Here is a 23,269-nt window from a genome sequence, read left to right as displayed (position 1 = left end):
AGGCAGTTTTTATGCTCTTAGATTTTCTTTACCAATCATCTCTTAGATTAAATCTTTATCACTCCTCACTGGACTGCTGAACACTAAAAATTTTCTTAGAGGAATTCTGTCGCACAGCGATAGCACTTTACTACAGTTAATTGGACTCAAAAAAATATAAAATTGGCACGTTCAAGGGGTTCAGCTGGGATACCTGCAAAATGGGACACCTTATAAAATTTTGTAATGCATCTATGGGCGAGTTAGTAAATCAATAAAACAGGCTCTGCAACATTTATTTACAACGTGTGCTGTTTTGCGCGTATCCCGGCTGAACCCCTATTTGTCTACTTTATAAGGTAGAGCAATGACTTTACTATATTTAGCATCAATACGATTTAGCTGTCCATTGGGACTAATGATGTCAATGCCAATTAGTTGGTAGGAATTTGGGTTTGTAGAAACTACAGGAAGTTGTTCAAGATTTCCTAAGTAAAGCACAGCAACAGTAATTGAACAGGCGTTGACTGTTCCTGTTGAACATCCATTTGGATAATTAACACCGCTAAGAACCCCTGGAGTATAAGGTGGAAGACCGAGAAATGGAGCTTTAAGACCTGGAACTACTTTCCAAGAAGCATTCTCATTTTTAAAATCACTATCTCGTCCTGAAAAACAGAAATCAGACACTGCGCCAAAGTATGAGTATTCTTTACCGAAAGTATTGAGTGTCACAGTGGATTGAGCAGCAGTGTTGAAGTCAAAGGAACCTTTCCCCCCGCCCTTAAGAGTAAACTTAAACCTCAGTACGGTTTTAGGTCTGCCAGTAGCCAGAGTACGAATAAGTGGAAAGCTTCCTGTGGCTGTGGCACCTATAATTAAGCTACCACCCACTTTTAAAATTTTACGTCTCGAATAGATGTTAAACACAATGTTTTCTCCTAAACAAATAAAATTTTTGACGTTGCATAAATGCTGGATGAATTAGCTCTAGTGCAATTGATTTATGCTAACCGTTCATAGGATCTGAAACGCTGTAGTCAAAAATAGGTTACTGAGAGCTGATTCGTAAACAAAAGCTTATTTGAACCGTATTGAGCTATATAAATCCTAGTATCATGCAGCATAAATACACATACCATTTTTTAGCCTTGTGGTCAGCCAAATTTTCGTAGCTTTTAATGGTCTGCTTACTACCGCCAAGCTGTACTAGCCATTTTTCTAGGATGAATTACTCCCCATTTTTCCGATGCCATGTGTGTTGATAAAACGGCACGATATGAACATCCAAGAAAGTTGGCACAAAAATCTTATGTCTTCATTACTGGCTTTATCTAACAGTTTAGCTGATACCGTAGAACAAGCTGGAAGTGCTGTGATTGCAGTAAATGCGGGTACTCGTGTTTCTCCAAGCGGCATTCACTGGCGTAATGGCATCATTGTTACCTCTGATGAATCTCTCCAACGTTATGACGACATCACCATCACTTTATCAAATGGTAGTACTGCACCAGTAACACTCATCGGTCATGACTCTAGCACTGATATCGCTGTTTTTAAACTAGAGAATGTAGAAATACCTGTGGCAAAAGTTGGTGATGCCAAAACGCTTAAAGTCGGTCATCTGGTGCTAGGACTGGCAAGAGGTAGCGAAGGCGATTTAAGGGCGGCGATGGGGGCGGTAAGTGTGGTTAGCGGTGCATGGCGCAGTATAAATGGCGGCAATATTGACCAATTCATCCGTCCAGACATCACCCTTTACTCTGGTTTTGCTGGTGGGCCGCTCGTAGATCCTGCTGGTTTTGTGGTAGGCATGAATACATCGGGGCGGCGTGGTACTGCTTTGACTATTCCTACTGCTACAGTTGATCGCGTAGTTGACCAATTAGTAGCAAAAGGACACATTTCAAAAGGCTACTTGGGTGTGGGAATGCAACCTGTACGCTTACCTAAGAATCTGAAAACTGCTCTCAAATTAACTTCTGCAACTGGGGTAATTGTCGTTAATGTTGAGTCTTCTGGGCCGGCTGATAATGCAGGTGTGCTGCTTGGCGATGTTTTGGTAACGTTCGATGGCGTAACCGTGGGCGATACCGGTGATGTACTGGCGCTGCTCAATAGTAGCGATCGCATTGGTAAAACTGTCAACCTGCAAGTTGTCCGGGGTGGAGTGTTAGTTGAGTTAGCGATCGCAGTTGGTGAACGACCTACTAAGGAAGAATAATCCAATTTGGGATGGGTTTAACTAGCTCTGTCAAGATTTATCTAAATTTTCTATTCATTCGAGCTTCTAAACTCGAAACTTCCACCTTTTTACTCGAACGTTGAGCCTCTGATCTCGAAAGTTGCACCTTTTTGCTCGAACGTTGAGCCTGTGAACTCGAAAGTTGCACCTTTTTACTCGAACGTTGAGCCTGTGAACTCGAAAGTTGCACCTTTTTACTCGAACGTTGAGCCTGTGAACTCGGAAGTTGCACCTTTTTACTCGAACGTTGAGCCTGTGAACTCGGAAGTTGCACCTTTTTACTCGAACGTTGAGCCTCTGATCTCGAAAGTTGCACCTTTTTGCTCGAACGTTGAGCCTCTGATCTCGAAAGTTGCACCTTTTTGCTCGAACGTTGAGCCTCTGAACTCGGAAGTTGCACCTTTTTGCTCGAATCGTCATTAGTCATTAGTCATTTGTCATTTGTGTTTCTAAGGACAAAGGACAAATGACAAAGGACATCACTAGATTTTACTTTGACATGGGGAAAAATTGCATAACATGGCAAACACAACATTAACTAACATCGCTGCTGAATTGACAGAGGTAGCTGCTAAACTACGCGATCGCACTGTCAAAGTAAAAAGCGGCTCTCTAGGAGTCGGTTCTGGTGTAATTTGGCAATCTGACGGACTAATTATCACTAATGCCCATGTCGCAACCAGCAACCGCGCAACTGTAGAATTAGCAGACGGAAGGGTATTTGATGCGGTGCGGACACAATTTGATCCACAGCAGGATTTAGCAGCCCTAAAAATTGTCGCCACTGATTTAACTGCTGCAACGATTAGTAATTCTGAGGCGCTAAGAGTAGGTGAGTTAGTTTTAGCGGTGGGTAATCCCTTTGCTGACAGTGGTGCTGTGACAACTGGAATTATCCATGCAAATAATCCACGAGCAGTTATGGCTGATTTGCAGTTATATCCTGGAAATTCTGGGGGGCCACTTGCCGATTGTCAAGGCCTTGTGGTGGGAATTAACACCATGATTGTTAATGGTTTGGCTGTGGCAGTTCCCAGCAACAGCGTTGAGCGTTTTTTACAGGGCAATGGTCGTCTGCAACTGGGAGTCACACTGCAACCTGTGCTTTTAGGTAGACGTAGCTTGGGTTTATTGGTGTTGTCAATTCTACCTAACAGTGCGGCGGAAACTGCTGGTGTGCAAATCGGCGATGTTTTAATTGGAGTTTCGGGGCGATTATTCACTAGCATGAATGATTTAACTAAATATCTCCATGACAGTAAAGGATCTGTGCCGCTACAACTCCTACGCAGTGGGAAGCAATTTGTGATTTATGTTGACGTGCAGTCTGGGAAAACTCCTGTGGAGGCGACATGATCCGGGTGATGGTAGTTGCCACTTCGCCTGTAGTACGGGCAGGGTTATCAGCTGTGGTGACTACCAATCCTCGGTTGACAGTTGTGGGGAGTGCATCTGATTTGGATGTATTGGCAAGGGAAGTTGGGCAATTACAACCAGATGTGGTGCTGGTAGATTTGAGTGGCAATCTTCAACAATCGGTGTGGGAAAAATTGCTGGTTATTCAAGAACAGCAATATCCATTAGGAATGATCGTCATTGTTGAGGAACTTGACAGCATTGATTTAGAGACAGGGTTACATTCTGGTATCCGGGGGATATTGCCCAGTACTAGCACGGAGTCAGAAATTGTTGCGGCTGTGGAGGCGATCGCTTTTGGTTTGGTGGTGCTGCACCCGGATGCTATAGAATTATTATCTATCCGGGAAAAAGTGGTGGCAAATCCTGTACAAACCTTGACACCACGAGAGATAGAGGTTTTAGGTATGCTTGGTTCTGGGTTGGGGAATAAAGCGATCGCTAAAGACTTGCACATTTCTGAGCATACCGTCAAATTTCATCTCTCATCCATTTTTCAAAAGCTCAGTGTCTCCAGTCGCACTGAGGCTGTTGCTGTAGGTGTGCGACTAGGTTTGATTATGCTGTGATCTGTAGTGATTAACAGTTGAATGCAATTGATCATGAGCTTAGATCCCCTCTAAGGAGCGCTTAAAGTCTGAAGGAGTACACCGAGAATTTCTGCTCATGATATCCTTTATTGATGACACGTCCCTTAAGGCACACATTTCTCCGATTGAAAGAATTACCATGACTTCTGACAAACATTCTGTATCCTTGGATGACGCACGACGAATACTAGCGGCTGGAGAAGCGAAGGCTCGTGCAATCGGACAACCAATGAATCTTGCGGTTGTTGATGCTGGCGGGAATCTTGTTGCTCATATTCGGATGGATGGTGCGTGGATTGGAAGTATCGATATCTCAATTAACAAAGCATTTACTGCTCGTGCGTTTGATCTCTCTACCAAATCCCTTGGTGAGGATGCTCAACCAGGAAAACAATTTTATGGTATTCACGCCTCAAATGGAGGACGAATCATGATCTTTGCCGGGGGTATACCACTTCAACGTGATGAGCAGATAGTTGGTGCGATCGGAGTAAGTGGTGGTAGCGGTGAACAGGATCAAGCTGTAGCTGAGGCAGCTGTCGCAGCTTTCTAATACCATTACACTAGTACTGCTGCGCGGAAGTCAAAAGTCAAAAGTATTGTATTGCGGGCTTTCGCGTCATTTTGAATGGTATGTTTATTTACGCCGTGTTGTAATAGATGCCCTACATTACCAAAAAAACTTGCAATTTTTCTCAAAGCGTCTTTTGCGCGTCTGGTAGAGAAGTGACGTGACATATAGCCTCCAATGAGGGCATGGTGTATATATCACATTTGATTCATCACTTATATGAACATTTTAATGCTCTCTTCTACCTTTCCCTACCCACCAACGCGCGGAGGAACCCAAGTCAGGACATTTAATTTACTTAAATACCTGAGTCAACGCCATAGTATTACCCTGGTGACTCAACGTGAGGGCGATGTTACAGACGCAGAAGTAGTAGGATTGCGCGATTGTGTGGATCATTTAGCCATTTTTGAACGCCCGCCAGATTCTGCAACCACCGGAATATTAAAGAAAATACAGCGATTTGGTAAATTTTTACAACAGGGGACACCGCCAAGTGTACTCAACCGTTACTCAATTGAGATGCAAACATGGATTGATAACTGGGTGGAAGCGGGGAAATGTGATGTAATTACCTGCGAACATAGCGTCAATGAAATTTATGTACATTCGCATTTTCCCAAACAACTAAAAACTATAGTTAATGTTCATAGTTCAGTTTACGCTACTTGTCGCAACCAACTATCAACGGGTATTTCTGAAAATTCCCTTAGAGACAGAATTAATCTGCCACTTTTGCGGCGTTATGAGCAAAATTACTGTGCTAAATTTTCGGCAATTGTGGCGACAACAGAAGAAGATAAAATTCAACTAGAAGAATTTAACCCTAATAGTAAAATTACAGTTATTCCCAATGGTGTAGATTTAGTTTCTTTCCCCAACCGTACCACCGATCCCGGTGGACACCGTTTAATTTTCATCGGTGCAATGGATAATTTGGCAAATATTGATGCTGTCTGCTTTTTCAGCAACGAAGTTTTGCCAGAAATCCAAAAATTGTATCCTGATGCAACTTTCGATATAGTCGGTTCTCATCCAGTGTCAGAAGTTTTAGCACTTGCTCAAAAACCAGGAATTAATGTAATTGGGCGTGTGCCTTCGATGGTAGAATATTTACATCAATCTACCATCTGCGTTGTACCTATGCGGACTGGGTTTGGGATTAAAAATAAAACTTTAGAGGCAATGGCAGCTGGTGTACCGATAGTAGCTAGCGATCGCGGCTTAGAAGGATTAGCCGTAGATGCAGCTAGTCATCCATTACGGGCATTACGAGCAAATAAACCGACAGAGTACATCACCGCCATTAGTCAACTATTTGAGCAGCCACATCTGCGTTCAGAATTGTCTGACAACGGCAGACAATTAGTAGAAACAGAATTTACTTGGGATATTGCTGGTAAAAGTTATGAACAAGTGTGTCTTAAAACAGATTAATGCTAATTGGTTATCAGCTACTTTAACGTAATTAGCACACACATAAAAATGCTTGATTTAATAGAGATTACACCACTAGCTTCTAGATAGATTTTTATTCTTATTTCTTGTTGGTGTGGGACAGATGTGAGTAGAGACCTTGCAATACAATGTCTCTACATTGGCTGTACAAATTATCTTATCTAAATCAGATTGGTTCAGGGTTAGCTTGTAAAGAAACACATCAATTATTGTCAAATTTAGTTGAAGCACCTAACACAAGTAATTTCTTATGCTTACGTTTATTCTTATTTTTAAGAGTTGTCAAATAATTATCAACGTAGCGAAAAGCAGCTGCACCATCGTAATCAGCAATGGCTATAGCTTGTAAGAAAACCTTTGAAGGAATTTCAAACCCTAAAAATTTTTCTGTTAAAATTAACAAATCTTTATCTGTGGCAGGAAAAGTAGTTTCTTCAGCCTCTTCTAGATTAGAAAATATATCTTCAATTAATGCTTTATACATTTTGTACCTCCCCAAAAGGATAAGACGCAAAGCCTGTGATAAAGTCTAGTTGCTGATCGCGAGTTTGTAAGTTAAGTGGAAGTTCAACACCAGGACATCCAGTCTCGCGCAAAATCTGCAAACAATAAGCACCCAGTGGAGTGTATGGAGCAAGCTCCAATTCATGAGCTACTTCAAGAGCCATCTCCAGATTGACTTGGATAACCGTCTTTACAGGGTTGGTCATAAACACGCCCTAATAAACTGGATGCTCTAAGTTTTGATCACAAGTTCAAATAGCGTAACGGTGTTTTTGCGGATTTTATGAAGAGGCGAAAATAAAGTATCAGCGCATTTGCGGTAATGTATCCAAAATTATGCAAATAAGTCTTGCGATCGCTGTTTGCTTAAAAGACGTTGACGTACCTCTTTAAATGTTTTCCTAAGTACAGTGCGTCGCACATAAGACAAAAGATTGGATGTGTTTACACATGCATCGTGATGTGCATTAGGGACTTCCAACTAAAAAAATATCCTATTGGTGTGTAAGCAGAGGGGCACTTAGTTGGGGGTAGGGGGAGAAAGAAGAATATTATCTGAGTAAATTAGATAATTTATTTTCTGGAAATCGCTTAACAGTGATTGTAGTTAACAATTAAGTAGCTTGTTTCTTGCCAAAGGCGAGTATTATTATCAATGAGGAATTATTTCGGCACTTCCACAGCGTCGAAAAAATTTTTCATTGGATAAGCTTAATTATTTGGACATACTCAAACTTCAGTCAGACATAAGGTTCACATAATTCTTATCTTTAGCCAAATTAAAGTAAATGTCATACAAAGAATTAGAACACATCGTAGACGCTAAGATACAAAAAGCTATACGGAAGCATGAGGTTATAGTTGCTTTTATTAGTAGTATTATTGGTTTGATTTTTATAGTGGGTTTGTTCCATGCTATTTTGCTCAACCACACTCAAATTCAATTATATTGCTTGAGATGATTAATGATTCTGTTCAATATTTTTTTATTATCAAGTGTTCCTTAATCTCTATAAAATTAATCAAAGTGTAAGAATTCAGCACCCAGAATTCAGGGGGCAAAGCCTGAGATATTTTTGTTAGGTCAGGTCAGAAGTTATTAATAATTTAGAATGATTGGTATATTTATTTATCAAAGACTCTCCTGATTATTTAACTATTCTAAATCCTGAGTTTTAATATTAAATTTATACATATTTTTTCTAAAAATGAATTGCACTATGGAGACTAAAAATAATAGCATGACTGCTGAAAAACCTTTATTTTTAGTTTTCAGTTATCAATAAAGTTAAGTTTTTTAGCACATATATTATTAGTGGGATAGGTTCATTAAAAATTACGAATTACGAATTACGTTAGCGAAGCGGGGCGTAGCCCATTACGAATTATTATGACTGGTCGCCGAGTATTGTTTTTAGGCATAATTGTAAGCATCCTTCTCACCTATGCAATTTGGATAGGTGGGAGCATTCCTGCAAGCATCATTAAACTTCCTGACCAAGGATTAAACTGGTATTACTGGAAGCTTCCTCAACCAACCTTTTGGAGTCGAGCGACGGCTTGGGGCATGTACATTGGGCATCAGTTTAGCATCTGGGGGTGTATCTGGTGGGCACAGCGATCGCAGTTAAAATACAAATCGGCATTGCACCCGATTAATTATCTCATGCTTGCTATTAATGGTGCATTCATCGCTTTACACTTTCTCCAGACTTATATTTGGTACGATGCTCTAGCTCAAGATACTTCAATTTGGGCTTCTCAAGGTGCAGTTGTCCTTCTACTGGTGTTTGTACTAATTTTGGAAACGCCTCGACGCGGTTTGTTTTTTGGCAATTCTGTTCCATTCCATCAACAGTTTTTGCAAATTATCAAGCTGTACCACGGCTACTTTTTCTCCTTCGCCGCTATCTATACCTTTTGGTATCATCCAATGGAAGCGACTTTGGGGCACTTAATTGGTTTTCTCTATATGTTCTTGCTTTTGCTCCAATCGTCGTTGATATTTAACCGCACGCATGTAAATCGTTGGTGGACATTCACTTTGGAAATTACAGTTATTTTACATAGTGTTGTTGTATCTTTGATATTAGGACAAAGCAAGTGGCCAACATTTCTCTTTGGTTTTCTTGGCATTTTAGTACTTACTCAACTCCACGGTCTACCTTTAGGTATCTTGACTAAACGTACTATCTATGGAGTCTTTTTAGTCAGTGTAATGACGGTTTATGGACTAACTGAACGCGGCTTGGGCAGGATTTACGAAGTAACCTATATTCCTCTGATTGAATTTGGACTAGTTGGCGCAATTTACTTAATCTTCCTGCTCATTTTATGGACAATTTCTCGTTTATCTCTCAAGACGTAATATAATGTTAGCGTTGTAACTTGTTGAACTCTAACAAGCTGAATTGCAAAATTATGATAAAATAATAACTCATCTGGGTTATTTTAAATAAATTTTAAAGAATTGAAATATTTTTTAAATGCCCATAATTATGTCCTTTATTATCACGTTGTATAAAAGAAGAAGCATTCTGTTTTGAAAGAATTGATTCTGCCCAATTATTAAGACTTCTATCAGAAATCCAATGTTCAAACTCATGTAGAGAATGCACAATTGGCGGTATATTCAAACCCATACGAGAGCAATAGTCAGTTTGCTTTACCATCTCCTCAAATACTGTAGATGCAGCAATACTGTCATAAAAAGTCAAAATAAGAGGAATCACTGGCTTATCGTGAAGATTTAAAGCTTCTACTGTGTTGCCAATTTGCTCAAATGCAGAATGAATTCGACACCAAACATCAGCAAGTTTATCAGCATGAAAATAGGCGCTTGTATCGGCAGACATAATACTACTTTTGCATTCTAATACGATATATGAACTTGAAGTTTTAATGAGAAAATCAGCACGCTTATCTTTGCTAGAGGTAGAATTTTTGACTTCGGTAATTCTCTGAAAAGAATTAGGAATAATAAAAGGAAGAAGTATATTTTCAAGATAATCCTCAAATGAGCGACTTAATAATCCTTCTAACTTTTTCCTAGTAATATCCTCGAAAACAAGACCTCTAATCTGATTCCAACAAGATTCAGAAAAAGAAAAGGGATCTGGCAAACAGAATCTTTCACTATTTAATTTAATAAAAGGAACTTCTAGAAAATAATTGTAAAATAGAGGTTGATAATAATCAGGAACACTATTAAGTGTTTGATTGATTCTATTCCGAAAGGAATTATCAGCTTCCGAGGAAAAAGGCTTACTATTTTGCTTAACAATTATTTGTAAATTTTCTGGGTTAATACCTAATTTTTGAACTTCATCGTCTATATCCGGAAGTTGAGAAAAATTACAAAATCCTTTTCTATTATAAAAATTGCCAAACAGACTTAAGCAAGCTAGAATTTGTTTTAAGTAATTTGTTGGACTTAGTTTTGTGCGCTCTAAAAAATCATTGTAAAAATTTTTATCGGAATGTTTTTCCAGTAACTCAATAAATTTAATAGTTCGATGTATGCGAGCAACTGGGTATCCAAAACCTGCATTTTGAAAAGCTAGTAGCCTTTGTAAGAATAAACCAGCTATATGAGTGCGAATTACTTCTAAATCCAAAATCTTACTCAATTTTAACGACCAATTACGCACTATTTTCTCATGTTCATTTTCCCATTTTTGGATAGAACTTAATAGGGCTTCTGCTTCTTTATCAAGAATACGTTTGTCTGAAATGGTATGATGTTCCCAACCATGATAAGCATTAATTAAACTGTCAAACGTCTCAACACTAATATCCCCATGCCGATGGGGATTACCTGCACTAGCTAGTAACATGAGTCGGACAGCATAATTGCGTTCAGTATTACTAAGCACCCAATCTAAAGGATCTGAGTATTTTTTCGGTTCCCACTTTTGCCAGCATTTCTTAGCTCCAATCTCTAGAACTGATATTGAGTTGTAGCGGCGAATAAACTCACGTAGTTCAGAAAAACTTTTGAAATCCATTTGTAGTTAAAGAGCAGTAAGCTAAGATGGAACGTAGCAAAATTTGTATTATGTTAACATATCATTCTTAACTAAACATTACATATCTCCATAAATGAATTATGCGTTGCTCAAAATTTTTGAGAGGCACAATTCATTAATTATGCCTACATCAATTTCGGAAATATCTATTAAAAAAACTCATAATTTTACTCATCACTACTAATATTTTTTTGCTGTTGATAACGCTGTTTAAATTGCTGTTGCTGTACTTTATGATCCACAATAGGTTCAGGATAGCCAACAGCATGACGTTCCGAAGATGGAATTTTACCAGTAACTAAATATTCTGTATCTACAGACCGTAATTCTGATACCCATTGCCGAATATATTCCCCCTCTGGATCAAATTTTTGTGTTTGACTGGCTGGATTGAAAATCCGCACAGGTTTAGGGTCCATGCCGCTAGAAGCACTCCATTGCCAACCACCATTATTAGCAGATAAATCACCGTCAATCAGGTGCTGCATAAAGTATTTTTCTCCCAATTGAGGATTAATTAGCAAGTCTTTGGTAAGGAAACTGGCGACAATCATTCGACAACGGTTGTGCATCCAGCCGCTTTCGTTTAACTGGCGCATTGCTGCATCCACAATGGGATAGCCAGTTCTCCCTTCACACCAAGCTTGGAAATTTTCTTCGTTAGTTTGCCAAGGAAAATTTTTAAAGGTGTCGCGGAAAGCACCATCAGCTAATTCAGGGAAGTTATACATTGCATGTTGATAAAACTCCCGCCAAGCTAATTCTTGTTGCCATGTGCGAATATTAGCTGCTGCTTCCTCACTGCGACTATTTTCTTGTGCTTCTATCGTGGCTTGCCAAACAGTGCGAATGCCAATTACACCAAATTTTAAAGCTGCACTCAGTTGCGATGTTCCGTCCACTGCGGGAAAATTTCGCTGTTCTTGGTATTCAGTAATCGCTTTAGTAGTAAATTCCTCTAGCCGTTCTTGCGCTGCCGCCTCTCCCGGTAAAATAATCAATTCTCCATCCCAAATAAATCCTAAATCTTTGGCTGAAGGTAGGGTTAAGGCTCCTGCAAGTTTAGCAATTTCCTGTTCAGCTTCTGTTAACCCCTCAACATTTTGCAGAGTTTCTACTGGGTTCGCTTTTGGTTTGGTAATCCAATTTTTCCAAAAGGGGGTGTAAACCGTGTAAGGTTGATTGCTACCAGTGCGTAATTGCTCTGGCGAATTGAGGATTTGATCCCAGTTTTGATTAAGAAACTGAATACCTTTTTCTTTGAGGGCATTTATAACGGTGCGATCGCGTTCTTGCGAATAAGGTTCTACATCCCAATTCCAAAAAACAGCTTTGGCATTTATTGCTTCTGCTAAAGCTGGTATCGCTTGTACAGGATTGGCGTGGAGTATTAACAACTGGCTACCTACTTGAGCATATCGCTCTTGGAGTTTCTGCAAACAGCCAATCATATAAGTTACTCTTACAGGAGCAATATCATCTCGTTCGAGAATATTCGGATCGAGGCAAAACACGCCCACTACTTTCGGACTCTGTTGTTTTGCCGCAGCTAGTCCCGTATTGTCAGAAATGCGTAAATCGCGCCGATGCCAAAACAGAATTAAGTCAGACATTCCATGCTATATATAGTTCACCCGTACTAGCTTAAATGCTAGTGGTACCAATAAACATCATTCTGACGATAAATTTCTTCTATAGGTGGTTAACGCCTAATACTTAACCTCCAAAGCCAGGAATTAAACGCTTGAGGGCACGATCGGTAACATCGCTATAGCGGAGTTCTCCACAGAGAATCTTACCCATGATTTTGGCACCAGAGGGATGCTTAACACCGACTTTGTAGCCAATAGCAGGAAAGCGATAGAATGCTCCAGCTAATTTTTGTGCCCAAGCCATCTCAGTACCCCATTCTTCATTAATAGCTTCAGTATATTTTTCTAAAGCGTTGGTATCACCAGAAAGGGCCTCATTAATCGCTCCTGCTGCAATCAAACCGCTAAAAATTGATGGACGAATGCCTTCTGCTGTCATAGGATAAACTACACAAGCAGCTTCCCCAGCCAAAACAGCATTTTGGGTATGCAACTTTTGTTTTCCATTCCACAAGCAAAGAGGATAACCATACTGCTTGCTAGTTTTGATATCTAGATCAAATGATCGCGCATACTCATCTAAAATCTTTTTAAAATCTTGGGGTTGACCGCTAACAAATGTACCGATACCAATGGAATAACCATCCGCCTTCGGGAAGTTCCAAATGTAGCCATTTTTCACCAAGCCTAACTCAAGGTGAATTGTGGATTTGTCTTTCACAGTTGCAGAAACTTCTGCTTCCAAAGCTGCTGCTAAACTGCGTTTACGTTCTTTGAAGCCTAGCCATTTTGCCATTGGCCCTTTAGCACCATCAGCCGCTATTAAGTAGCTACCTGTAACTGGGCCATTGGGTGTGTTAACTTGCCAATACTCATTTTTAAATTCAATACTTGTTACTTCTGTATTATCTCGGAGTTCAGCCCCTCGCTTCTGTGCCTGCTGCACTAGAAAATGGTCAAAAATATCTCGTCGCACCATCCAGACTGGTTCTTCTGTGGCGATTTTTGCTTCTACTGGGTCTTCCAATTTCCAGGTAAAGCGAAAGGAGTCGGCTTTTACAGAAATTGCTGGGCTAAAATCAAAGTCAAACCATTGAGCGATCGCTGGAGATACACCACCGCCACAAGGTTTATATCTTGGTAGGGATTCTTTTTCTAACACTAATACTGAGCGACCCTGTTTAGCTAAATGATATGCAGCTGTTCCACCAGCTGGCCCAGCACCGACGATGATGCAATCGTACATAAGGCTGAATTTTTGCTCCTGAATTAGTGATTTTCTATTAAGTAGGGGCAATTCATGTAGACGCATTCGCTAGAGCGTCTCGTAGATAAGTGGCTTCCCACAGAATATTGCTCCTAGTTTAATTATTCACGCCCACTTAACTTACTTGATCAATTTTTATTAAATACTTAAGAAATTATAAAGGCTGAAAAATTTATCCTTCATCCTTCAGCCTTTATGCTTCAGACATGAAACTTTAAACAGTCATGATGTCTTTTTCTTTTTCTGCCAATAGTGCGTCTATTTTGGCAGTGTACTCGTTTGTGAGTTTTTGCAAGCTATCTTGTTGGTCTTTGGATTCATCTTTGGAGATTTCAGAAGCTTTCTCCTGTTTGCGAATCGCTTCTACACCATCGCGGCGGATGTTGCGAATAGCAACACGACCCTCTTCAGCATATTTAGATGCCATTTTGACAAATTCTTTACGGCGATCACTGGTTAAAGGCGGAATATTCAGCCGAATTACAGAACCATCATTGCTGGGGGTTAAACCCACATCAGAGAGCGAAATCGCCTTTTCAACGATATTTAGGGTATTACGCTCATAAGGCTGAATCAGAATTGTCGAGGCATCTGGCGTGCTAATATTTGCCAGTGATTTTAAGGGCGTGGGCGAACCGTAATACTCCACTAATATCTTATCTAATAGACTCGCATTGGCACGACCAGTGCGAATCGTGTTAAAAGCTCGTTGAGTTGAATCAACAGAACTTTGCATTTTACTTTTCGCGTCAGCTAATATCACAAGAACCTCCCACAAGGGTACCGATGGATTCTCCCAAGACGGCTCGGTGGATGTTACCTCGCACCGTTAGATCAAATACCAGAATTGGGATATTATTTTCTTTACACAAGGCGATCGCAGTACTATCCATCACCCGCAAATCTTTGGCTAAAACGTGCGCGTAGGTAAGGCTATTGTAACGCTTGGCGTTAGGATAAATATGAGGGTCGGCATCATATACCCCATCTACTTTGGTTGCTTTAAAAATCACCTCAGCATCGATTTCTGCGGCTCTTAATGCCGCAGTCGTATCTGTAGTAAAAAAGGGATTTCCAGAACCAGCACCAAAAATTACCACCCGCCCTTTTTCAAGATGACGGATGGCACGACGACGGATATATGGTTCTGCTAATTCTTGCATAGCGATCGCAGTTTGCACCCGCGTCTGTACTCCTATGCGTTCTAGTGAATCTTGCAACGTCATGGCATTCATTACCGTGGCAATCATCCCAATATAGTCAGCGGTTGCCCTGTCCATCCCCGCCGACGCTGCTTTGACGCCACGAAAAATATTGCCGCCGCCAACAACTATGGCGATTTGAGTGCCAGTGGCTATAACCTCTGCTAATTCTTGTGCTATGCCTTTGACCACTTCGGGATCAATGCCATAACCCATGTTGCCCATTAAGGCTTCACCGCTCAGTTTGAGTAAAACCCGTCGGTAATTGGTTCCCATGAAGTTCCGCTTTATCAAAAAAGTTGCAATTGCCTCCAATTTAAGATAGCAGGTACAGGGACTATCTATGTCTAGTTACGCCAAATCAATGTAGTACCTATTGGTTTTGTTTCTGGTATATCTATTTCTTCACCAAGAAACAGAGAAGTGATCGCAGTTCTTAAATAATCCTCTCCCTGGAATAATGGGTCTTGGGGATGATTATCAATTTGACCTTTGTAACGTACTATACCATTACTATCTATTAGAAAGGCCGTTGGTGTTTTTGTTGCACCGAAACTACCTGTGACATCTTGGGTTGAGTCCCACAGGTAAGGGAAGTTCAACTGGTGACGTTGGGCAAAAGCTTTCATATTTTCAAAGCTTGACTTAGTGCCGCTATCAACATTACTACTATTCAATCCAATTAGTGTGAAACCTTGTGGGGCAAATTCGGCTTGAATGTTTTTTAACCTGTCTATATACCACTCTACATAAGGACAGTGATTACATAGAGAAATAACGCCCACTGCTCGGAACTTCTCAAGATAACGCCTGAGATGGTGTACTTGATCGTCAATTCCTGGCAGTTCAAAATCGGGTGCATAGCTCCCAATGGGAGTATCGATTGTTTCTAGTAGATTCATGATTTCTGGCTCGCAGAACTAGGAACAAGAAAAAGATTGTTAAATTCAGCGTCAGTTTCCAGTTGCAAACCACCCCTTAGCCGATGCCTCATATTTGACAATGTTATAGACTTGCATTAGCGATCGTAAATTGTGAAACTACTGAATCTAGCATTGATGCTAATTTACTCATATCTCAAAATAGCGAAAATATTACTCACATTCTAGAAATTATGATTTCTAATACTGACATAATCATAAGTTGTGAGTAAATTATCTTGATCAACAAGACGGAAATCTATGCTGGATAAAACTATCAGCCTAGAAGCTTTCGTGCTGTCTGTCTAAGGTATCACTAGTGCAAAGGATTTACTTTGAAAATCTGATAAATTTTATTCAAATTCAAAACAATTTTACTTGCGTCTTCCTGCTGAAAGGCTTTTACCCTCGTTTTCATCAAATTTTTTATGACAACCTCAAGTTCAAAAACAGCACTTACCTCTACAAAAATCTGGATTTGGCAAGATTTTCCCATCTGCTATCAAACCCAAGGAACTACTGGGCCAGCCGTTGTCCTTGTGCATGGATTTGGCGCTTCTTGGTGGCATTGGCAAAAAAATATTCCTATATTAGCAGAAAGTTGTCGTGTTTATGCAATTGATTTAATTGGTTTTGGCGCTTCCGCAAAACCTCAACCCGGTGAAAAAATTGCTTATACCCTAGAAACCTGGGGACAGCAAATAGCAGATTTTTGCCGCGAAGTAGTGGGTGAGCCAGCTTTTTTAGTGGGAAATTCGATTGGCTGTATTGTAGCTATGCAAGCAGCAGTAAGCAACCCAGATATTGCTTTGGGAGTTGCTTTGCTCAACTGTTCTTTACGGCTGTTGCATGATCGCAAACGGGAAACTTTACCTTTATCTCGTCGTTACGGAGCGCCTCTACTGCAACGCCTGTTATCTATCAAACCAGTTGGTGATTTCTTTTTCAATCAACTCGCTAAACCGAAAACAGTGCGGAAAATTCTGCTGCAAGCTTATGCCAATGCTGAGATGGTGACAGATGAGTTAGTAGATATTCTCACTTCACCAGCAAGCGATCCGGGGGCTGGGGCTGTGTTTCTTGCTTTTACTTCTTATTCTACAGGGCCATTACCTGAAGACCTTTTGCCACTGTTACCTTGTCCGGCGATTATCTTGTGGGGAACAGCCGATCCGTGGGAACCAATTAAGTTAGGGAGAGAATTAGCTAACTTTCCGCAAGTAGAAAAGTTTATTCCGTTGGAGGGAGTGGGGCATTGTCCGCAAGATGAAGCGCCGGAGTTAGTCAATCCGATTTTACTCGATTGGATTTTGGAGCGATCGCGGTGATCATCTGTGAGAGGTTAGAATAGTGTAAATTTTGTCAATCAGCTAAAATACACTTAAATACTGACTGTAAACAATAAAGACGACAATTCCAACGAAAATAAAGAGGACTAAAGTAGCTATTAAACCACGATGTCGAGAGACAACATCAAGAAGTACTAGTAGCCAGAATAAGGCAATCTCAACTGCGCTAGCAAGGAACACAAGTCTGAAATTTAGTTCAATTTTTGGAAGCTGTGAATTTAATAATATAGCAAACCTTGTGGCTGAAAAATCGCCTTCAAAATGAGAGGACGATATTCTTAGCTGCGTCTGTACCAAGTTAACTAAGAACCAAATAATTACTATGCCTCCCATTACTGTCAATACAACAGCTAGTCCTTTAAATAATCGATTTATAAGCATCATTTTTTCCTCCTAGAAGAAAATTTTGAGATAATGATAAGTATTGTTAAGTTAAACCTTTCTAAATCTAAAATATAGTGCTACTTTCTATTTAAGACATTGTTTGAAATAGCACTCAAGGCAATTACTAATTCAACAAAACTAACTGAGTTAAAAAGAAGCCAAGTGCTGCACTGCCCAAAGGAACTGTTAAATTATCAATACCTAAAAATGAAACAGCCTCTAAAGCAGTAGCTATAACTCCTACAAACAGGGATACTGCCCAAGTTTGCCAACTGTTTCCTTGAGTTCCAACTAAAATCAAACTACTGACGACATAGCTAACGAGCATCATAGTTAGGGAGCCTTCCCAACTTTTTTCTGTCCCAAAAACTTTATACTTATGTTTACCAAAGCGTTGCCCAATTAAGGCTGCTAATCCATCTCCCCAAGTCATTACCAAAATTCCGAGTGCTGCGTACTGGGGTTGTTGCAAGTACCAGAACCAGGCAACTAAAATACCGAAACTCACAGAGTAAAAAAAAGTTCCTAAGCTTTGCCGTCCAACGCTATTAATACCAGGAAGAATGGGCAATCGGTAGGATAATAAGGTAATTACACTCGCTAAAATAGAAGCTGTAATCCCTACACTGGCGGGAATATCGAGCCACCAAGCGATTAAAATCACATTCCCAGTGCCAATATGAACAATCTTCCGCACGATTTCTGGCTTGTCGGCAAAGCGGTTTACCACCCATGCAATCAGGAGGATGAGTAATACCCAAATTGCAGCCGACGCAATTTGCAGCCATAAAACCGGAATTGAGGTGAAGTCAGAAAATGTAATTAACAAAGATGCGACAAATGAAAAGTTTTACCCCTGTTACTAATTTATAAGATTTGGGTAGCTGTAATGAAATTATTATTGATTTGGCTGATTCGGGGTTACCGAATGTTTATCTCGCCGTTGTTTCTCCCGACTTGTCGCTTTCAACCAACCTGTTCGATGTATGCTATTCAAGCCATTGAACGATTTGGAGTATTGCGTGGTAGCTGGATGGCAACTCGGCGGATTTTGCGCTGTCATCCGTTTCATCCAGGTGGTTACGATCCAGTGCCAGAAGTGGTAGAAAAAGTTACAGAGCAGTAGTTTAGTATAAATTTGTTGAATTTAGGGAAGGGGAGATGGGGGAGATGACAAGAACGGTAAATTATTAAAGGAAGTGTTCGTGGGTATAGCCATTTGGGGAGATGTCAACAGCTGAGGTTGTCATCTAATTTGAGAAGGTTGAATAATTTAATTTAGACTTATCATGATTAATCCTACTGCGATTTCTATACCCGACCCACAAATTCCTACTCCTGGCCCGAATCCGCTACCTAGTCCTAATCCTGAACCGAACCCGTTACCGAGTCCTGAACCTGTACCGGGGCCAGCGATTCCCCAACCTTTACCTGGGCCTGTACCAGAACCAGTACCTGCTCCCATTCCTCAGACGGTTCCAGAGCCGATTCCTCAAACAGTTCCAGAACCAATTCCCCAAACCATACCGGAACCTGTTTAGATTACCTTGGTAATGTAATCCAAAATCCCAAATCTAAAATCCAAAATGCTAAGAGCCGGAATTGTCGGACTTCCCAACGTCGGAAAATCTACTTTATTTAATGCTGTAGTTGCTAATGCCAAAGCAGAAGCAGCTAACTTCCCTTTTTGCACGATTGAACCGAATGTCGGCGTTGTCGCAGTCCCGGATGAACGGTTAAATGTTCTTGCTAAGATTGCCAGTTCGGCACAAATTATCCCGGCGCGGGTTGAATTTGTAGATATTGCTGGTTTAGTTAAAGGTGCAAGTCAGGGTGAGGGACTAGGAAATCAATTCCTGTCCCACATCCGGGAAGTTGATGCGATCGTCCATGTGGTACGTTGTTTTGAAAATGATGATATTATCCACGTTGCTGGTTCTGTTGACCCAGCGCGAGATATTGAAATCATTAATATAGAACTGGGTTTATCAGATTTAGCACAAATTGAGCGGCGAATTGACCGCACTCGCAAACAAGCTCGTACTAGCAAAGATGCACAATTTGAAATCATAGTTTTAGAAAAATTAGCTACGGCTTTAAATGAAGGTAAATCGGTGCGTCAGGTGAGCTTGAATGAAGAAGAAGCAGTAATTATTAAAGGACTGGATCTGCTTACTTATAAGCCGATTATCTACGCTGCGAATGTATCTGAAGATGAGTTGGCAACTGGTAATCATTTTGTGGAAACAGTGCGGCAAATTGCAGCAACTGAAAATGCCCAAGTTGTGATAGTTTCGGCTCAAGTTGAAGCGGAATTAGTAGAATTACCAGATGAAGATAAAGCGGATTTCCTCGCGTCTTTAAATGTGGAAGAAGGCGGTTTGAAATCATTGATTCGGGCAACTTACACCCTTTTAGGCTTGCGAACATATTTTACCTCGGGCCCTAAAGAAACCCGCGCTTGGACAATTAATATGGGAATGTCTGCACCTCAAGCTGCTGGTGTAATCCACAGTGATTTTGAGAGGGGATTTATTCGTGCTGAAACTGTTGCCTATAAAGATTTGGTAACAAATGGTTCGATGAATGCTGCGAAGGAAAAAGGGTTGGTTCGCAGTGAAGGGAAAGAGTATGTTGTGCAGGAAGGGGATGTAATGTTGTTCCGATTTAATGTGTAGGTGTAATTAATGAGTGGCCGTTATCGATAAGATAATGGTCAACCTACACCAAGTTGCGATCGCACTGTAACCCAATACGCTTGGGTTAAGGCTAAAACTCTTTGTCAAAGTCAATTTTTTTAACGTAGACGTTGCATCGGTGAACCAGCGCGGTCTTCTCCCAAGGAGAGATGCCAAAGGCGATGGGGGTTTCCCCCATGAGCGACTGCACCAAGCCGAAGGGCTTGCCGCAGGCTACTGCAAAGGACGCATAGACACGAACGCGAGTGCGTTCTTGCAGGGTAGGACGCAAAGAGAAGGAAAAAGTGCTTAACTGAACTGTATTGTATTTTGTACTCCAATTAACAAGATAATTACGTAATTACTTGACTCATGATAGTACTTTCTGTAAAGAAAGCAATAATTCGTTAACAGTATAGGGCTTCGGCAAAAACGTATCGACACCAATGTTAGTTAAGGAACTGAGCTTCTTCTCAGACATCAATCCACTACTGGCAATAATTCTGACTTGGGGGTTGATTTTTCGCAGGGTACGGATGGCAGTTAAACCATCTAGCGAGGGCAGCATAATATCCATTACTACAGCACTAATTTTGTCCCTATTTTTAGCGTACAGCGCGATCGCCTCAATGCCATCACTAGCAATTAGGGTTTTATAGTTGTGAGCTTCTAATGATGTTCTGGTAATCTCTTGAATGCCAGCTTCATCATCCACAACCAGAATCAATTCTCCATGTCCTGTCTGTAGTGATAATTCTTCTGGAGTGAGTGTTTCCATTCCCCCTACTGCTGGTAAGTAAACTTTAAAGCTAGTCTCACTTCCCAGTTCGCTATACACGTTCACAAAACCTCCGTGGCTTTTAACTATCCCCATTACGGTGGAAAGTCCTAAACCAGTGCCTTGTCCGACATCTTTTGTGGTAAAGAATGGCTCGAAAATTCTATCTAAGATTTCTTTCGGAATCCCAGTTCCAGTATCGGAGACAGTAATCACTATATAAGGCCCCTCTTCGGCTTCCAGGTTCATCCGGGCATAATTTTCGTCAATCAACAGATTCTCAGCAGAAATACTCAAACTACCGCCATTGGCCATAGCATCCCGGGCGTTAACGCAGAGGTTCATCAGCACTTGATGCAGTTGGGTACTATCTCCAGAAACCATCCACAAATCCTGCGGTACGTCAGTGCTGATTTCTATGGATTTGGGAAATGTCTCTTTGAGAATCTTAGCTAGTTCCACTATCAGATGCCTGAGTTGCAAAGTGATGTGCTTCCCTTCTACACCCCGCGCAAAGGACAACACTTGTTTAACTAAATCAGCACCGCGTCTTGCGTTGATTTCCAAAATTTCTAGTAGATGGCGAGTTCGCTCATCTGCATGAGGAAATTTGAGCGGTAGCAGTTGCGCTCCTGTCAAAATCGGTGTCAGGATATTGTTGAGGTCGTGAGCAATGCCACTAGCTAAAGTACCAATACTTTCCAGGCGTTGGGCGCGAAATAATTGGGCTTCTAAGTGTTTTTTCTCGGTAATATCTGTGTCTACAGTAAGAATTGATTTAGGTTTTCCTTGATCATCGCACACCAAACTCCAGCGACTAGAAACAAGAATTTCCTTGTCCATTTTAGTAAGTTTAGTTAACTCGCCCTGCCACTTTCCTTTACTAACAACTTGTAAAAGAGCCGCTTCAATTTCTGGTGAAGGTTCGTCATACAAAAGCTCACTAGCATTTTTACCCCAAGCCTCTGTAGCTTTCCAGCCATAAAGTGTTTCTGCGCCTTTGTTCCAGAAAATAATTTGATTGTTTAAATCTCGCAGACAAATGGCATCTGTGGTCACATCAAGTAATGCTGCTTGTTCGCTGATTTTTTCTTCTGCCAATTTGCGTTCGCGTAGCGCGGCTTGTCGTTCACTAATATCAATACTGGCACATGTCACGCCGACAACTTCTTGCGACTCGTTCCGCAATGGCTCAACTGTCAAATCGTAATATCGAGTTGTATTTTTGATTGTGATTGATACTTCCTCTCGCGTTCCTATGCCAGTGGTTAACACTTCACGTTTAATTGTGGTGAGACGTTGAGCATCTTCATCTGGGATAAGATCCAAATCTTGTTTACCCAACATTTCTTCAACTGTCAATCCATTGAAGGGATTGTAAACCCAGGTGTACCGTAACTCGCAATCTTGGTTATAAACGAAGATGGGAGAATTTTTCAGAGCCACCCGAAATCGTTCCTCACTCTGTCGCAGGGCGTTGTCTGCCCGTTGACGTTCGATGGCATAACGCATGGAGCGCACCAGCAAGTCGCCAGTTACTTGTCCTTTCACCAAATAATCTTGCGCTCCTTCTTGCATTGCTCTAATTGCTAGGGTTTCATCGTTTATACCCGTCAGCACAATTATCGGAGTGGCTTTTGCTTGATGGTGAGCGATGACAAAAGTTTCCAGTCCCTGGCTATCTGGCAGCGAGAGGTCTAACAAAATTACATCAAAAGGTTCCTTAGCTAGGTAGTTGAGTGCTTCGGAAAGTCGCTCAACGGGCGACAAATCAACTACAACTGTAGTAACTTCTTTTAAAAACTCTTGTAATAAAAAGATATCACCAGAGTTATCTTCTACTAATAAGACTTTAATATTTTTACCTGCCATTTCCACTACTCCGGTGGCAGTTTTACAATCGCAAACCAAAAATTTTCTATTGATTGTACAATTTTAACGAATTGATCGAAATCTACGGGTTTAGTTATATAACAGTTTGCACATAAATTATAGGCTTTGAGGATGTCTTCTTCAGCTTGGGAAGTCGTCAAAATTACTACAGGAATTCGTCTAAGGTTTTCATCTGCTTTAATTTCTGCTAGTACTTCTCGCCCATCTTTTCTGGGGAGATTTAAATCGAGCAACACAATATCTGGATGGGCTGCTTCGACATATTTTTCCTGCTTTCGCAAAAATGCCATTGCCTCTACCCCATCTTCGACCACATTCAAGTGAATCGAAATTTTGCTATCTTCCAGGGCGATGCGTGTAAGTTGGGCATCGCCAGGATTGTCCTCTACCAACAAAACCTCAATAGGCATAATTG

At 40.8% G+C, this 23,269-nt stretch carries 23 protein-coding genes; 11 read left to right on the top strand and 12 right to left on the bottom strand.

Translation table 11 applies throughout. The annotated features are described in order from the left end of the window. Positions 1-318 precede the first annotated feature (318 nt). The gene (locus V7L20_RS16160) at positions 319-909 is read right to left on the bottom strand and encodes a hypothetical protein (RefSeq protein WP_334745056.1); all 591 of its coding nucleotides are present in this window, start codon (positions 907-909) and stop codon (positions 319-321) included. A gap of 382 nt (positions 910-1,291) precedes the next feature. Here V7L20_RS16160 and V7L20_RS16155 point away from each other — a divergent pair, with 382 nt between their 5' ends. The 6 genes from V7L20_RS16155 to V7L20_RS16130 all read left to right on the top strand — a co-directional run bounded on the left by V7L20_RS16155 (position 1,292) and on the right by V7L20_RS16130 (position 6,238). Continuing rightward, positions 1,292-2,203 carry a S1C family serine protease gene (locus V7L20_RS16155; protein ID WP_334745055.1) on the top strand — a complete coding sequence of 304 codons (912 nt, stop codon included), beginning with the start codon at positions 1,292-1,294 and terminating at the stop codon, positions 2,201-2,203. A gap of 150 nt (positions 2,204-2,353) precedes the next feature. Then, complete coding sequence (locus V7L20_RS16150; protein WP_334745054.1) at positions 2,354-2,647, top strand: hypothetical protein; 294 nt, start codon at positions 2,354-2,356, stop codon at positions 2,645-2,647. Positions 2,648-2,743: 96 nt separating this feature from the next. Then, positions 2,744-3,580, top strand: a complete 837-nt coding sequence (locus V7L20_RS16145) for a S1C family serine protease (RefSeq protein ID WP_334745053.1) — start codon at positions 2,744-2,746, stop codon at positions 3,578-3,580. Beyond that, complete coding sequence (locus V7L20_RS16140) at positions 3,577-4,209, top strand: response regulator transcription factor (protein WP_334745052.1); 633 nt, start codon at positions 3,577-3,579, stop codon at positions 4,207-4,209. The genes V7L20_RS16145 and V7L20_RS16140 overlap by 4 nt, the downstream gene beginning before the upstream one ends. Before the next feature lie 160 nt (positions 4,210-4,369). Further along, positions 4,370-4,783 carry a GlcG/HbpS family heme-binding protein gene (locus V7L20_RS16135; RefSeq protein WP_334745051.1) on the top strand — a complete coding sequence of 138 codons (414 nt, stop codon included), beginning with the start codon at positions 4,370-4,372 and terminating at the stop codon, positions 4,781-4,783. 237 nt (positions 4,784-5,020) lie between these two features. Continuing rightward, positions 5,021-6,238 carry a glycosyltransferase family 4 protein gene (locus V7L20_RS16130; RefSeq protein WP_334745050.1) on the top strand — a complete coding sequence of 406 codons (1,218 nt, stop codon included), beginning with the start codon at positions 5,021-5,023 and terminating at the stop codon, positions 6,236-6,238. Between the two features lie 223 nt (positions 6,239-6,461). Here V7L20_RS16130 and V7L20_RS16125 read toward each other — a convergent pair whose 3' ends face one another. Both V7L20_RS16125 and V7L20_RS16120 read right to left on the bottom strand, forming a co-directional pair. Further along, positions 6,462-6,743, bottom strand: coding sequence for a hypothetical protein (locus V7L20_RS16125; protein WP_334745049.1), 282 nt, complete (start codon positions 6,741-6,743; stop codon positions 6,462-6,464). After that, entirely contained in the window at positions 6,736-6,969 is a 234-nt protein-coding gene (locus tag V7L20_RS16120; RefSeq protein ID WP_334745048.1) for a hypothetical protein, read from the bottom strand. Before V7L20_RS16120 ends, V7L20_RS16125 begins: the two co-directional genes overlap by 8 nt. 1,184 nt (positions 6,970-8,153) lie before the next feature. Between V7L20_RS16120 and V7L20_RS16115 the strand changes: the two genes are divergently transcribed. Further along, complete coding sequence (locus V7L20_RS16115) at positions 8,154-9,131, top strand: hypothetical protein (protein WP_334745047.1); 978 nt, start codon at positions 8,154-8,156, stop codon at positions 9,129-9,131. A gap of 94 nt (positions 9,132-9,225) precedes the next feature. On the opposite strand, the gene V7L20_RS16110 is transcribed toward V7L20_RS16115, so the two are convergent. The 6 genes from V7L20_RS16110 to V7L20_RS16085 all read right to left on the bottom strand — a co-directional run bounded on the left by V7L20_RS16110 (position 9,226) and on the right by V7L20_RS16085 (position 15,754). Continuing rightward, entirely contained in the window at positions 9,226-10,770 is a 1,545-nt protein-coding gene (locus tag V7L20_RS16110; RefSeq protein ID WP_334745046.1) for a hypothetical protein, read from the bottom strand. 188 nt (positions 10,771-10,958) lie between these two features. Further along, positions 10,959-12,404 (bottom strand): deoxyribodipyrimidine photo-lyase, 8-HDF type, encoded by a 1,446-nt coding sequence (locus tag V7L20_RS16105; RefSeq protein WP_334745045.1) that lies wholly within the window; start codon positions 12,402-12,404, stop codon positions 10,959-10,961. A gap of 103 nt (positions 12,405-12,507) precedes the next feature. Continuing rightward, entirely contained in the window at positions 12,508-13,629 is a 1,122-nt protein-coding gene (locus V7L20_RS16100) for a geranylgeranyl reductase family protein (RefSeq protein ID WP_334745044.1), read from the bottom strand. Positions 13,630-13,864: 235 nt separating this feature from the next. Continuing rightward, positions 13,865-14,413: a ribosome recycling factor gene (frr, locus tag V7L20_RS16095; RefSeq protein ID WP_334745043.1), complete on the bottom strand. Its 549-nt coding sequence runs from the start codon at positions 14,411-14,413 to the stop codon at positions 13,865-13,867. Beyond that, positions 14,400-15,128: a UMP kinase gene (gene pyrH / locus V7L20_RS16090; RefSeq protein WP_334745042.1), complete on the bottom strand. Its 729-nt coding sequence runs from the start codon at positions 15,126-15,128 to the stop codon at positions 14,400-14,402. Before pyrH ends, frr begins: the two co-directional genes overlap by 14 nt. A gap of 71 nt (positions 15,129-15,199) precedes the next feature. Continuing rightward, complete coding sequence (locus V7L20_RS16085; protein WP_334745041.1) at positions 15,200-15,754, bottom strand: thioredoxin family protein; 555 nt, start codon at positions 15,752-15,754, stop codon at positions 15,200-15,202. Positions 15,755-16,200: 446 nt separating this feature from the next. Between V7L20_RS16085 and V7L20_RS16080 the strand changes: the two genes are divergently transcribed. After that, complete coding sequence (locus V7L20_RS16080) at positions 16,201-17,100, top strand: alpha/beta fold hydrolase (protein WP_334745040.1); 900 nt, start codon at positions 16,201-16,203, stop codon at positions 17,098-17,100. A 529-nt stretch (positions 17,101-17,629) separates the two neighbouring features. Here the strand turns inward: V7L20_RS16080 and V7L20_RS16075 are convergent. Beyond that, a complete protein-coding gene (locus V7L20_RS16075) occupies positions 17,630-18,334 on the bottom strand; it encodes a diacylglycerol/polyprenol kinase family protein (protein ID WP_334745039.1) in 705 nt (234 codons plus the stop codon). Between the two features lie 60 nt (positions 18,335-18,394). Here V7L20_RS16075 and yidD point away from each other — a divergent pair, with 60 nt between their 5' ends. From yidD to ychF, 3 genes are all read left to right on the top strand, one after another. After that, the gene (yidD, locus tag V7L20_RS16070) at positions 18,395-18,631 is read left to right on the top strand and encodes a membrane protein insertion efficiency factor YidD (protein WP_334745038.1); all 237 of its coding nucleotides are present in this window, start codon (positions 18,395-18,397) and stop codon (positions 18,629-18,631) included. Between the two features lie 163 nt (positions 18,632-18,794). Further along, entirely contained in the window at positions 18,795-19,046 is a 252-nt protein-coding gene (locus V7L20_RS16065; protein WP_334745037.1) for a hypothetical protein, read from the top strand. A 45-nt stretch (positions 19,047-19,091) separates the two neighbouring features. Continuing rightward, positions 19,092-20,183, top strand: a complete 1,092-nt coding sequence (ychF, locus tag V7L20_RS16060) for a redox-regulated ATPase YchF (RefSeq protein WP_334745036.1) — start codon at positions 19,092-19,094, stop codon at positions 20,181-20,183. A gap of 370 nt (positions 20,184-20,553) precedes the next feature. Here ychF and V7L20_RS16055 read toward each other — a convergent pair whose 3' ends face one another. Both V7L20_RS16055 and V7L20_RS16050 read right to left on the bottom strand, forming a co-directional pair. Beyond that, a complete protein-coding gene (locus tag V7L20_RS16055; RefSeq protein WP_334745035.1) occupies positions 20,554-22,833 on the bottom strand; it encodes a hybrid sensor histidine kinase/response regulator in 2,280 nt (759 codons plus the stop codon). 5 nt (positions 22,834-22,838) lie between these two features. Further along, a complete protein-coding gene (locus V7L20_RS16050; protein ID WP_334745034.1) occupies positions 22,839-23,264 on the bottom strand; it encodes a response regulator in 426 nt (141 codons plus the stop codon). Positions 23,265-23,269 lie beyond the last annotated feature (5 nt).

The sequence above is a fragment of the Nostoc sp. genome, from assembly GCF_036916735.1.
Classification (GTDB): Bacteria; Cyanobacteriota; Cyanobacteriia; order Cyanobacteriales; family Nostocaceae; genus Nostoc.
This window is presented reverse-complemented; position numbering and strand designations above follow the sequence as displayed.